Source organism: Paenibacillus urinalis, from assembly GCF_028747985.1.
GTDB lineage: Bacteria > Bacillota > Bacilli > Paenibacillales > Paenibacillaceae > Paenibacillus > Paenibacillus urinalis.
In genome coordinates this window covers 601,582-615,111 of record NZ_CP118108.1, presented here as the reverse complement: position 1 = coordinate 615,111, position 13,530 = coordinate 601,582, and the positions used below count along the sequence as shown (strand labels likewise).

Here is a 13,530-nt window from a genome sequence, read left to right as displayed (position 1 = left end):
ACGAAAGGGGCAGCACCATGAAATACCGTGTTATCGGTGTATATGGCTCAGGTACGATCTCCCATGCTTCCCGGCCAAAATCCACCGTTATTGTTGTGAGCAGCTCAGATATTGTCTACTTTGTATTTACCGATATACTGCTCAATTCATGCTTGTATGCAGCACTCCGTTATATTCATGCCCCATCCCCGATGCTGACTAGCATCGCCGGTACGGAGGCCTTCAAACGCTGGGTTATGCGCTCTCCGAAGCACCGCCAGCTGACGATCAGCAGCAGCCGGAGAAAAGCAAACAAGCTGAAAGCCTTGCGAAATGCAGAAGCATAGGGCATCGTATTTCTTGGCTGTATAAACTGAACTGCCATCGGAATCCCGCGGCTAAACCAAAAAAGCTTATTCTCTCACAGTGAAGAGAATAAGCTTTTTGCGGCCTTCTTGCAAAGGGTCAGCCTTTATATTTCAAGATCCGCATGGAATTGAGTACAGCCAGCACCGTTACACCTACGTCCGAGAATACTGCCTCCCACATCTCTGCAATTCCAAAGGCTCCGAGGATGAGAAACAGCCCCTTCACCACAAGAGCAAAGATGATGTTCTGCCAGATGATCACTCTCGTCCGTTTCGCGATACGAATGGCCGTGGCGATCTTCGACGGTTCATCTGTCATAATGACGATATCAGCGGCCTCAATCGCAGCATCCGAGCCTAGACCTCCCATGGCTGCGCCAACATCAGCGCGTGCAAGCACAGGTGTATCATTAATACCGTCTCCGACAAACATGACCTTCTCCTTGGCCGGCTTGTTCTCCACCAGCCGCTCCAATTGCTCCACCTTGTCGGCAGGCAGCAGCTCTGCATGAATCTCATCGATCCCAAGCTCCTCTCCCACCGCTCGTGCAACGGATCGTGCATCCCCGGTCAGCATGACCGTCTTCGTTATATTGAGTGCCTTCAATTCCTCAATTGCTCTTGCCGCATCCTGCTTCACCTTATCCGAGATAACGATATGTCCTGCGTAGCTTCCGCCTACCGCGATATGAACCACGGTACCGTGCTGCATAGGCTCAGCGTAAGAGATTCCTTGCTGCTCCATCAGCTTCTTATTCCCTGCAAGTACCTCCGTGCCGTCAAGTAGAGCTCTGATCCCATATCCACTTATTTCTTCATAGCTTCCGACCCGATCCTGATTCAGCTCCTGACCATATGTGCTTCGGATGGATTCAGCAATCGGATGATTGGAATGATATTCTGCATAGGCCGCATATTTGAGCAGCTCTTCTGCTTGCACGGTTTCTGCAGGATATATGCCCGTCACCTGGAATACACCTTCTGTCAGCGTTCCCGTCTTATCGAAAACGATCGTTGTGACATCACCCAGCGCCTCCAGGTAATTGCCGCCTTTGACAAGCACACCTGCCCTTGAGGCTGACCCGATCCCTCCGAAGAAGCCCAGCGGAATGGAGACGACAAGCGCACATGGACATGAGATCACAAGAAAGACCAGCGCACGGTAGAGCCAATCGGAAAATTCCGCACCACTGATTACGAATGGCGGGACAACAGCCAGCAAGGCTGCAACAATGACCACAATTGGCGTGTAGACACGCGCAAATTTATTAATGAACGTCTCTGTCGGTGCTTTTTTGCTCGTTGCATTTTGAACAAGCTCCAAAATTTTAGACACCGTTGATTCACTATAATCCTTAATTACTTCCATGGTAAGCACACCATTCAGATTCACGAAGCCACTCAGCACTTCGCTGTCTGGCTGTGCTTCTCTTGGAACAGATTCTCCTGTAAGTGCGGAAGTATCCATCATGGAGGAACCGCTGATGACCTTCCCGTCGAGTGGTACACGCTCGCCCGGCTTTACAACGATGCGGTCGCCAATGCTCACCTGCTCTGGTGAGACTCTGACCACACCCTCTGCTGTTTCGAGATTAGCATAATCGGGGCGTATATCCATCAGTGACTGGATTGACTTACGCGAACGGTTTACTGCAAGACTCTGGAACATTTCACCGACCTGGTAGAACAGCATGACAGCGACGGCTTCAGGATATTCCTGAATGGCAAAGGCACCAATCGTCGCAATGGTCATCAAGAAGTATTCATCAAACACCTGTCCCCTTGTCATATTGCGAACCGCCTGCCATACCACATCACCGCCGACCAAGAGATACGCAAGGATGAACAATCCAATCTCAGCATAGCCTGACATGGGCAGGAGAGCAGCTAATGCTGCAACCGCTGTGCCGACGGCAAGACGTGCGCCGCGTTTCCACAGCTGAGCTGCTCCAGCGTCATGCTGATGTCCTGCATGTGAGTGTCCGCCCGCATGCTCTTCAGCGTGTGAAGCTGCATGGTCATGGTGATCTTTATGACGATGAGCTGCAGCATCTGCCGGCTCGATTACGGATACACGAATATGCGGCTCAATTCTCTTCACTCTCTTGGCAGCCTCAGCGAGCACTTCCGCTGATCTGTCTGCATCGGCCGTTATGCTCATTCTGGTCGTTGCAAAATTGACAGCAACGGAGGACACCCCATCAAGCTTGCCTACCCCTTCTTCAATCTTGCGGGCACAATTCGCACAATGCAGTCCTTCCAGAAGCAGCTCTTTTTTGATTTGACTTGTATTTGTACTCACCATGTGTCATCTCCTCTTCCCACCGAACAACATCAATATATGAGCAATCATTCATATGTCATGAATCCATTATATGCACCGGGTCAAAAAGAAGTCAATCTTTTGTGTTCTTCAAATTTATCTTTATGCAGACCACCTTATTTTGGCTATAATAGAGCTATTAAAGAGGCGGTGATATACATGAAAGAACAAAAGACAATCCCTGTCGTCGAGGAATGTGAGCCTACCTGCTTCGGAACCGAAGCACAGCTTGACCAGACGAAGATGTCCCTAATGGATAAACCAACTTCGGTACAAATGGCGGATTGGTTCAAGGCATTCAGCGACCCAACACGTCTCCGGATTATAGATGCACTTCTGCAGCGCGAATTATGCGTTCACGACCTGACTGTACTGCTTGAAATGGGCCAGTCTGCTATCTCTCATCAGCTGCGATCCCTGCGTAACATGCGTATCGTCAAGCGTCGCAAGGAGGGTAAGACGGTCTATTATTCCCTGGATGACGGACATATTGAGCAAATTTTTATCCAGACGCTTCAGCATATTAAACATGAATAGGATTAATTTCATACCTTTAGCTGCTTAAATCAAGGGTCTAAATGGTTTCTAATTCGCCCTGTTAATGAGTTATGAAATGGATTCTATAGAGCAAAAAAAGCGCTCAGTGGAATCAGGCTGCATAGCCCTGATTCCCTGAGCGCTTTTTGTATAAGAAAAAGAAATTTCCGCTGCCTGATACACTTATCGTTTGTAGCTGCCTTCTCCGTTCTCCGGTCCATACAGGCCTGACTGGTTCTTAAACCAGTTAAAGAGATGGGTGAATACCACCTTCAGCACAGCATAACCTGGTACAGCAAGCAGAATTCCGACGACTCCAAACAGATTGCCTGCTGTCAGAATAACAAAGATAATCGTAATCGGATGCACCTTAAGCGATTTGCCCATAATCTGAGGTGAGATAAATTTACCTTCAACGAGCTGTACAATCGTCCATACCGCAATCATCTTGAGCAGCATGATCGGCGAAGTCACCGCTGCGACGATGAGAGCAGGCGTGATGGCAATAGCCGGACCGAGATAAGGTACAATCGCGGTACAAGCAGCAATGACCGCCAGGATCAATGCATAATCAAGTCCGATGATGATGTAGCCGATGTATAGCAGAACACCGATACAGAAGCTGACGATAATCTGGCCGCGAATATAAGAGCTGATCTGATGATTGGCCTCCGAGAGTACTCTCGAAGTGCCGCCACGGATATTCGTAGGAAAGAACGACAGCAAATAACCAGGAAGCTTCTTCCCGTCCTTCAGCAGGTAGAACAGAATGAAAGGCACCGTAATGATAGCCAGAACAGTTTCAGTCAATACTCCCAGGAAGCCACCGATTCCCGTAACGGTCGAATTCACAATAGTACTCACCCGCTCGGACAGACTTCCCACAATATCATTGAAGTTAATGCGGAGCGTGTTCTCGATCTGCGTTAAGTAGCCTGTGCCAATGAATTGTTCAAATTGTTGAATTACATTCTCGTAATAGACAGGGAAGTTTTTAACCAGATCCGTAACTTGCTGACGAACAACCGGTATAACCGCCAGCACAACAATAGTAATAATTGCTGCGATCAGCAGATATAAAATAAGTATAGAGTATACGCGCTTCACTCTTCGTCTCTCGAGCATATCCACAATCGGATTAAGCAGATAATATACAACCCCCGTCAATATGATGGGCAGTATAATCGTCTTGAGCAATACTTCAATCGGGAGAAAAATAAAAGATATTTTGCTGAACACCATTACATTCAGCCCAACTAATAAAACGACCAGCAGGAACAACACAAATTTATTGTTAAGAAAAAATCTCTTGAACCTGTCTGGCCACACCTTCTCTTGTTCCATGCAGCCGCATCCCTCTCTAACCGAATAAAAGCTCTAACTATTCCTACATACATTCTACTGAAAATAGCGTAACAATAATACGTACAACTCCAATTTTCGTTTCAATAATTGTATAAATGTTGATTCATGTTAACTATTCTATCAAGGAAGCTTGCTAATTTCCATTCTGCAAATTCAAATATAGGGCTAACTGCCATTCTAAGAACTGAAATAAAAGTTGGAGTTTCCCGGTCTACTCGCGTGTCATTTTCACTAATTAGGTGTTAAAGTGCAAATGAATATGCAAATTTTATGAAAAAACAAGAAAATATAAAAGTTCTTATGTTAGATATATTGACAACAAGTGCTTTTGCACCTAAAATACGGTCAGAGCCTTTAAATAAGGAACCTTAAATCTTCTGAGATTCATTGGTAACTAACTCGCTGGGAATCCATCAGGATACATACTCTGCTTCAGCTTCTCGCAGAATACGTGAAACGTTCAGATCCAGGCGGGGAAGGTTGTCTATGTTTCAACGGCCAAGTCATTACCTTTGCAGCTGAATAGATTGATCTCTTGAAACAAGGCTAGTTCGACACCACCTTGTGTCATAATCATTCTATTTATAAGCGACTCGGCTATCTTGAAGGTTGTGATTTACAGATTAAGGTTGAAGTAGCGGATGTTAAGAAGTCAGAAGGGGCGCATCACACATCATACACAAGGAGTGGATCAGATGGAAATCGGAATTAACAGCGTATGGGTCATGCTCGGAGCTATTCTTGTACTGTTCATGCAAGCCGGATTTATCCTGCTCGAAGCAGGGTCAACTCGGATGAAGAATGCCGGGCACGTCGCAGGTAAAACGATCTTTACAGTAGGTATTGTCTCTGTAGTATTCTGGGCAGTAGGTTATGCACTTATTTTTGGTGGTCAAGGTAATTCTATCATCGGTTGGGGAGATTACTTCTTCTTTAATGAACCGGAGGTTCCGGCTGACAGCACCGTAGCACCAACCGTTATGTTCATCTTCCAGCTGGCATTTGCTGCAGTCTCGATGTCCATCGCATGGGGCGGCTTCGCAGAGAGAGCTAAGCTGTCCGCTTACTTGATCTTTGCAGCACTGTTCTCTATCCTTGTATATCCGGTTATCGCACACTGGATCTGGGGCGGCGGCTGGCTGGCAGATCACGGAGATCAAGACTTCGCCGGATCTACTGTTGTCCATTTGACAGGTGCTTGTGCAGCACTTGCAGCAACACTCCTGCTTAAACCACGTATCGGTAAATATAATAAAGACCGCAAGCCTCTTAATATGCCTGGTCATAACCAAGTCTTCACTACACTCGGTGTAATGATTCTCTGGGTAGGCTGGTTTGGATTTAACGCCGGCAGTACGATTACGGTTGAAGATGGTAACTTCTTTGGATATGTCGCTATCAATACGCAGCTCGGCGCAGCAGCCGGTGCCGTAGCCGCTCTTCTGATCGCTTGGGCTGTTATGGGTAAAGCAGATGTTTCCATGATGCTTAACGGTGCGCTTGCAGGTCTCGTTGCGATTACAGCATCTTGTGCTTATGTAGATTCCTGGGCAGCTATTGTGATCGGTCTTATCGCTGGTATTCTCGTATTCTTCAGTATCCGTATGTTTGAGAATCTCGGTATCGACGATCCGATTGCAGCACTTTCCGCTCACGGTACAGCAGGGATCTGGGGGACACTCTCCACTGGTTTCTTCGCAACTCCAGAGCTCGTTGAGAAACTGGGTGTAGGTAATGCAGGTCTCTTCTACGGCGGCGGCTTCGGTCAGCTGGGCGTTCAGGCTATGGGTGTCATCGCTTGTGGACTATACGCCTTCATCGTATCCTATGCGATTCTATGGGTAATGAAGAAGACGATCGGAATTCGCGTATCGGAAGAGGAAGAATTGATCGGTCTGGATATGAGTGAGCACGGAACTTACGGTTATCCAGAGCAGTTGTCCGTAGAGAACAACAAAACAAACGCCACTCTATAAATCAAATAAGATATGGCATTAGCCATCCGGGCCCAGGTCGATATGACCTGGGCCCGGATTTTTATTCGCTTAAGCATTCATCCCCTAATCTTCCGATATTTACCTCACCCATCATAAAAACAAGGGTATGATATAATAGAAGAAGAGATGCCTCGGTAATCTTTATATTAAGCTCCAAGTCTCAAGCAAAGTTGCATCTTTAGATCTTAGAGAAAAGGAGCCTTTATTCATGTATCAAGTAGGAGATTGTGTATTTTATCCCATGTACGGCGCAGGCTTTATTCATTCTTTAGAAGAGAAAGAAATTCTTGGGGAGAAACAATGGTACTTTGAGGTCCGCATTGATCATCCTCTTATTAATGTATCTATCCCTGTAGCGAAAGTAGACTCTCTCGGAATTCGCTGCATCAGTGATGAAGCAACATTGATGCTGGCCAAAGCCATGTTTCAAGAAGAATGCGGGGATATCCCCACAAATGCGAACACAAGACAACAAATGATGCTCGGCAAGCTGAAAACTGGAGACATTTGTATGGAAATTCAAGTTATCCGCGATCTGAGTAAGTTGATGACTCGTAAAACTTTAGGGTGGTCGGACAAAAACATGCTGAACAATGCCCGAAAGCTTGTGATCAGTGAGCTCATCTATGCTCGGAATGTTTCACCAGAGCAAGCAACGAAGCTGCTTAACGATTCTCTAGTTGCTCTTAATTAAGATTAACCCGGTAACGCTGGCTTTCTCGCGTTCCGGGTTGTTTTTAATTAACTGACCAGCATTAGCGATCAGCAGGATATACGAGTCCGATCTGCTTGCGAACGGTGTCCATAATTTCCATCGTTATGCTGGAATGCTGGTGTGAATTGTTAGCCGATTGAAGCTCACCGCTCTGAATGAGCCCGATAAACTCTGCCGCTTCATACTTCATGGCCGGAGCTTCGCTCCGTTCAGATATTTGCAAGGAATCACCGTTTCGATATCGCAAGGTTACCGCTCCGGGTGCGTTAATATGATCAATGATCATACTGCCCTCTTCACCTTGGATCTCTGAAGGCAGATAGGAATTGGTGATCTTGGAATAACTGATCACACCCTCCATATCTTTATATTGAAGCACGATGCTGCCCTCACCATCGACTCCCGATTCCAGCATGACACTTGTCGCTTTGACATTCTCCGGCTGGCCGAACAATACCACCATCGGATAGATGCAGTAGATTCCAATATCCATGAGTGAGCCATTTGAGAACTCAGGCTTGAATGCATTCTGAATGTCCCCTTGCTTGTAAGCATCATAACGGGATGAATACTGACAGTAGTTCACCATATATTTACGCACTTGTCCAAGCTTAAAGAGATGTTCCTGCATCGCCTTAAACCCCGGCATAAGCGTTGATTTCATCGCTTCCATAAGCACAACCTTATTGGCTTCTGCCGCAGCAACCATATCTGCAAGCTCTTTACTGTTGGATGCCATCGGCTTCTCGCACAGAATATGCTTGCCGTGCTGCATCAAGAGAACAGCCTGCTTACTGTGATACGAGTTCGGACTTGCTATGTAGACCGCATCCAGCACGTCGCTTTGGGCCATTTCCTCAAGATCAGTAAATACGTGCTCCGCGCCATGCTGTTCAGCAAATTCCCGACCTCTCTCCTCTGTACGCGAATAGACGGCTGTCAGCTTAAAATCAGGAAGAGTCGATGCCGCTTCAATAAATTGAACCGTAATCTTATTCGTTCCGATAATTCCAAAACGCACCATGTTACCTCACATCCTCTCTTTATCCGGCCCATTATAACATATTTTCGCACAAGCTCAGAATTCAACACTCGGCACTTACAGCTGTCTATTAAAATCTATATATCCAAAAAAATAGATAATAATAACAAAGGAGCTCCTTTCTTTATAAATTGTTTGTCAGCTCTTCACAAAACTGCTTAATGACGCCTTCATTACGTCTGTAATACGTCCACTGTCCCACTCGTTCCGATATGAGCAGCCCGGCCTTCTGCATTGCAAGGAGATAGCTTGAGATCACCGATTGAGCAAGTCCAGCCTTGACTTGAATATCTCCAACACATACACCCTTTGATACATCACCACCCGGCGGACGATGATACTTCTCACCGAAATGCTCTTCCGGATTCTTGAGCCATTCAAGAATATCCCGACGCGTCTCATTCGACAACACTTTATGAATCGTTATAGGTTCCATGAATATAATTATATCTGCTCTCCTTCATTTGTAAACAAAAGGACCTGCTGTCTTAAAAAAGCCCCTTTCGCTCAAAAGGGGGTTCATCTCAGGGATGTACACCTGCTCCTGACGAAAGGGGCTATTCATTATTATTGTACACAGAGCATCACTGCTGCGTAGGCACTCATGACAAACACAAGTCCTGCAATCAGGGAGCTGCCAGGTCTTGACTGATTCCGTCGGAACGAATACACGATAGTTCCAAGGCTGAGCAGCGCAATGATCGCGGGCATCAAGGCCCAGGCAGTTAGGCTGATGGATAGCGGAAGACTCGCCTCCGGATGCAGCATTGTAAACACATCGGAAGGCTCACTGTATTTAAGCGTCTCCGCCACTTCATGCGGAGGTGTCTGCAGCTTCATAAATGCCGTGAAGCCGAAGACGAGAATCACGATAATGGCTTCTGCCCGAAGCCAAGGAATCGGATTAAAGCTAGGATTGGACTTTAATTTGTGCTTATAAATAAATCCGTTGCCAAAACCAAACACGATCAGCGGAATGAACAGCAGATGCTTCATTAGCAGTGCTTGGCCATAGGATAGCATCCAGGAATTCACATACTCCGGTGTCGTGTAAGACATGGTCATAAGACCGGAGACCAGAATCATGAGCACACCGGCAATCGCTACTGGTGTGTACCATTTCAGAAATGCGGGCCAGTTCCTCGCCTCTTGTGTAAACCAGGCAATCACAAGCAGAATGCCATTCCATACCGCTACACCAAGCATATGTAGAAACTGTATTGCCGCTCCTGCAAGCCCGGCGATTGCTCCGAGATGGCTGGACCACCCGAAGATCGCAATGATACAAACGGTAATCAATACCGATGGATACAGTACCTTCTTCTCTTGCAGCGAATTTTTGAACAGCAGGAATTGGAGCAGAAGCAGGATACATAATCCAACGACAATTAAATAGGCCCTGCCTTCTTTGAAAGTAAATAATACACTCGAAATCGCTTGACCATAACCGATGCTCGGCCCAAATCTTATGATAATCTGCAGGAGAGGAGCAGACGCAAGCAGAATAATGCCGACGATGCTCAAATTAACGGTCCAGCGCGGAATCTCTACCAGCGGCTTAGAGCCTGCCGGTGCAAGCTGCACCAGTAGGCTCCCCATTAGATATGCATAGCAGATATATAATAGTCCATCGCTTAGGAAAGACATGTTTATTTTTTACCTCTCTTACGCATCGCTACATAAACACCCGCAATAACAATGGCCGCCACAATACCAATCCAGAGAGCAGTATTGTTAAAGCCGGATGCTGTCTCAGGCTGTGCAGTCTCTGCCGTATTCTCAGCTGCTTCTCCTGCTGGAGCTTCTGTACTTGAATCCGCGGCAGGCTCCTCTGTTCCTTGATCCTCATTAGAGACAGGCGTATCCCCGTTCTTCTCCTCTGCAGGCGGTGTGTCTGCTTCCGGCGCTGTCTCAGGTGCATTTACGGTAAACGCAACACTACCTGTGACTTCATGGCCATCTTCCCCGATAATTGTCCAGTTTGCTGTATAATTGCCATTCGCAAACGGAGCGCTTGTAGTTCCCGTAAGCACATTTCCTTCAACTTCCGTTGAAGCCAGCTCTACCTTGTCACCATTTTCACTTACGACTTCTACCGTACTCAGCTGCTCAATCGGTCCTTCAAAGGTCAGCTGAACCTCTGTCAGCTCTGTAGTGACTTCTTCCCCATCAGCAGGCAGCGAGCTCTCGAGATGCGTATGTGCAAACGCCGCTCCGGGCATCAGCAGTAGAAATAGGACTAGCATTAAAACAACTTTTTTCATTATTTTCGTTCCTTTCTGTGCTCTTAAATTTAGATGGATTAAACCTTATGTACATCAGCATAACTTAAATGCCTTGCCATGTTGAATAGCCCACTCGGGCCATTCTGGACGACAATGCGGGAGCAATCATCTTAAAAATTGAACAAAAAGCAACAGTTTCCTCCCACTGCTATATATATTAGACAAGTTTATCCCATTCCCATCCTTTGCTCGCCAAAAAACCTTAACCAAATGAAATATTCATTCGGTTAAGGTTCAATGATATATAATAGTAGAAAAAATAATTACCAGGCTGCAATGGTCCCATCGGTACGGTAATCCGTACCGCCTACAAGCACTCCGTTCTCATTGTCCCGTACAATAATTTGTCCGCGGCCAAAGCCGCCAGTACTATTCGCCCGCCTTATGTCATGACCTTTTCTGGCCAGGCTGAGTGCAATATGATCCGGGAAGTTCGGTTCGACCTCCACCGTCTTACCTTCAACCCACTGCCAGCGAGGTGCATCCAGTGCAGACTGCGGGTTCAGATGAAAGTCAATCATGTTCATTACAACCTGCATATGACCCTGCGGCTGCATGAATCCACCCATGACTCCAAACGGTCCGACCGGCTTGCCATCCTTGGTCAGGAAGCCTGGTATAATGGTATGGTAGGATTTCTTGCCGCCTTCGAGACGGTTAGCATGCGTCTCATCCAGTGAGAAGGAATGTCCGCGGTTTTGCAGCCCGATTCCTGTACCTGGGATCACGACGCCAGAACCAAAGCCCATGTAATTGCTTTGAATAAACGAGATCATATTCCCTTCACCGTCGGCAGCTGCCAGATATACTGTGCCGCTTCTGGCCGGATTCCCCGGTTCCGGCTGAATCGCCTCTTCGCCAATCAGCGCTCTTCTTTCTTCCGCGTACGCATCAGACAGAAGCTCTTCCACCGTCACCTTCATTTTGTCAGGCTGGGTAATGTAGTTCAGTCCATCCGTAAAGGCCAGCTTCATTGCCTCCATCTGTAGATGATGGGTATCCACTGTATCACGTGCAGCAAACTCATCCTTCTTCAGCATGTTCAGCGCAAGCAAAGCGACTAGCCCTTGACCGTTCGGTGGAATCTCCCATACGTCATAGCCTTTATAGTTCACAGAGATCGGGTCTACCCATTCCGGATAATAAGCGGCCAGATCCTCTTTACGAAGGAAGCCGCCGTGCTCACGGGAGAAGGCATCGATCTGATCAGCAATTTCTCCCCGATAGAAGGACTCTGCTCCTGTCTCCGCAATAGCACGAAGGGTCTTCGCATGGCCCGGTGACTTCCAGATCTCTCCGATCTTCGGAGCTCTTCCTTCCGGTGCAAAGGTTTCAAACCATCCGGCAAATTCAGGACCTGTCAGCTTCTCCTTGAACTTGTTATAAGCCAGATTCCAGTAATACCCAAGCGTTGGTGTCAGTGGAAATCCATTCTCCGCATAGTCGATAGCAGGCTGGAGCACTTCCGCAAGCGGAAGCTTGCCGAAGCGGTCAGATAACGCCTTCCATGCCGATGGTGCACCGGGGACAGTAACAGGAAGCCAGCCGTAAGTTGGCATCTTGTCATGTCCTTGTCCCTTTACTGCCTCAATCGAAATACCAGCCGGTGAAGGTCCGCTTGCATTCAAACCGTGCAGCTCGCCTTTCGTCCAGACGATGGCAAATGCATCTCCGCCGATTCCATTTGATGTCGGTTCGACAACGGTAAGACAGGCTGCTGTTGCAATCGCTGCATCAATCGCATTGCCTCCGCGCTTCAGAATGTCGAGCCCCGCCTGTGCAGCGAGCGGCTGTGAGGTAGCTACCATTCCGTTCTTTGCGTAGGTCGCATTGCGCTGGGATGTATATGGGTAGGATAATGGGTCGAACGTCTTCATGGATGATTTCCCCCTTGATAGATTGAACTAGTGCACAGCACCTTGAGGCTCCTTGGCCCGCAGGCTCTCGAGTATTTGCTCTGCATAATGACAGGACACCTGATGCCCGTCGCCAATATCTCTTAGCTGCGGAGCTGTCGTCTTGCATTCTTCTGTAGCAAAACGGCAGCGCGGATGGAACGTACAGCCGGACGGCGGATTTGCCGGACTCGGCAAGTCGCCTGTCAGCAGGATACGTTCTCTCTTCTGCCTTGGATTCGCCTGCGGTACCGCAGACAAGAGTGCCTGAGTATACGGATGGCTCGGACTCGCAAACAAGCTCCGCTTATCCGCAATCTCTACAATCCGGCCAAGATACATCACGGCAACCCGGTCGCACAAATGCTTGACGACAGACAGATCATGAGAGATAAACATCAATGTAAGGTCAAAATCCTGTTTCAAATTCTTGAGCAGGTTCAATACCTGGGATTGAATCGAAACGTCCAAAGCCGATACAGGCTCATCGGCAATGATCAGCTTCGGATTCAGCACAAGTGCACGTGCAATCCCGATCCGCTGGCGCTGTCCGCCGGAGAAGTCATGCGGATGGCGATCCAGATGCTCCTTTTTCAAGCCGACGATTTCAATGATCTTCTCCACCATCTCGTTTCGTTCCTTCGCTGTACCGATCTTGTGAACCGCCAGGGATTCAAGCAAAATCTTACGGATCGTCTTCCGTGGATTGAGCGAGGCGAACGGGTCCTGGAATACCATCTGGATATCGCGTCTTGTCTTGCGCATTTCCTCTTTGCCCAGCTTCGCAAGATCCTTGCCGCCGAAGATCACTTCCCCTTCTGTCGGCTCGTTCAATCTCATAATCGTTCTGCCAGTCGTTGATTTGCCGCACCCGGATTCGCCAACAATGCCAAGGGTTTCACCAGGATAGACTTCAAGATCAATGCCATCAACGGCGCGGACATGTCCGACGACTTTATTGAAGGCCCCGGCATGAATCGGAAAATGCTGCTTGAGACCTTTTACACGTAGTATTGGTTCCATC

12 protein-coding genes are annotated in these 13,530 nt (G+C 47.6%); 4 read left to right on the top strand and 8 right to left on the bottom strand.

Annotated elements, in window-relative coordinates:
* Positions 1–17 precede the first annotated feature (17 nt).
* Positions 18–326, top strand: a complete 309-nt coding sequence (locus PUW25_RS02845; RefSeq protein WP_047911568.1) for a hypothetical protein — start codon at positions 18–20, stop codon at positions 324–326.
* 118 nt (positions 327–444) lie between these two features.
* On the opposite strand, the gene PUW25_RS02840 is transcribed toward PUW25_RS02845, so the two are convergent.
* Complete coding sequence (locus PUW25_RS02840) at positions 445–2,652, bottom strand: heavy metal translocating P-type ATPase (protein WP_047911567.1); 2,208 nt, start codon at positions 2,650–2,652, stop codon at positions 445–447.
* A gap of 177 nt (positions 2,653–2,829) precedes the next feature.
* Here PUW25_RS02840 and PUW25_RS02835 point away from each other — a divergent pair, with 177 nt between their 5' ends.
* Positions 2,830–3,207 (top strand): ArsR/SmtB family transcription factor, encoded by a 378-nt coding sequence (locus PUW25_RS02835; protein WP_047911566.1) that lies wholly within the window; start codon positions 2,830–2,832, stop codon positions 3,205–3,207.
* A gap of 183 nt (positions 3,208–3,390) precedes the next feature.
* Here PUW25_RS02835 and PUW25_RS02830 read toward each other — a convergent pair whose 3' ends face one another.
* On the bottom strand, positions 3,391–4,551 hold the full coding sequence (locus tag PUW25_RS02830) for an AI-2E family transporter (protein ID WP_047911565.1): 1,161 nt from the start codon (positions 4,549–4,551) through the stop codon (positions 3,391–3,393).
* Between the two features lie 716 nt (positions 4,552–5,267).
* Between PUW25_RS02830 and PUW25_RS02825 the strand changes: the two genes are divergently transcribed.
* Both PUW25_RS02825 and PUW25_RS02820 read left to right on the top strand, forming a co-directional pair.
* Positions 5,268–6,548 carry an ammonium transporter gene (locus tag PUW25_RS02825; RefSeq protein ID WP_081872379.1) on the top strand — a complete coding sequence of 427 codons (1,281 nt, stop codon included), beginning with the start codon at positions 5,268–5,270 and terminating at the stop codon, positions 6,546–6,548.
* A 229-nt stretch (positions 6,549–6,777) separates the two neighbouring features.
* Positions 6,778–7,263: a CarD family transcriptional regulator gene (locus PUW25_RS02820; RefSeq protein ID WP_047911564.1), complete on the top strand. Its 486-nt coding sequence runs from the start codon at positions 6,778–6,780 to the stop codon at positions 7,261–7,263.
* 61 nt (positions 7,264–7,324) lie between these two features.
* Here PUW25_RS02820 and PUW25_RS02815 read toward each other — a convergent pair whose 3' ends face one another.
* The 6 genes from PUW25_RS02815 to PUW25_RS02790 form a co-directional block, all read right to left on the bottom strand.
* On the bottom strand, positions 7,325–8,308 hold the full coding sequence (locus tag PUW25_RS02815; protein WP_047911563.1) for a Gfo/Idh/MocA family protein: 984 nt from the start codon (positions 8,306–8,308) through the stop codon (positions 7,325–7,327).
* A gap of 142 nt (positions 8,309–8,450) precedes the next feature.
* Positions 8,451–8,762, bottom strand: coding sequence for an ArsR/SmtB family transcription factor (locus PUW25_RS02810; protein WP_047911562.1), 312 nt, complete (start codon positions 8,760–8,762; stop codon positions 8,451–8,453).
* A 131-nt stretch (positions 8,763–8,893) separates the two neighbouring features.
* Positions 8,894–9,910: a copper resistance D family protein gene (locus PUW25_RS02805; RefSeq protein WP_205054356.1), complete on the bottom strand. Its 1,017-nt coding sequence runs from the start codon at positions 9,908–9,910 to the stop codon at positions 8,894–8,896.
* Between the two features lie 65 nt (positions 9,911–9,975).
* On the bottom strand, positions 9,976–10,590 hold the full coding sequence (locus PUW25_RS02800; RefSeq protein WP_205054357.1) for a copper resistance CopC family protein: 615 nt from the start codon (positions 10,588–10,590) through the stop codon (positions 9,976–9,978).
* 284 nt (positions 10,591–10,874) lie between these two features.
* On the bottom strand, positions 10,875–12,488 hold the full coding sequence (locus PUW25_RS02795) for a gamma-glutamyltransferase family protein (protein ID WP_274338013.1): 1,614 nt from the start codon (positions 12,486–12,488) through the stop codon (positions 10,875–10,877).
* 27 nt (positions 12,489–12,515) lie between these two features.
* Entirely contained in the window at positions 12,516–13,529 is a 1,014-nt protein-coding gene (locus PUW25_RS02790) for an ABC transporter ATP-binding protein (protein ID WP_274338012.1), read from the bottom strand.
* Position 13,530 lies beyond the last annotated feature (1 nt).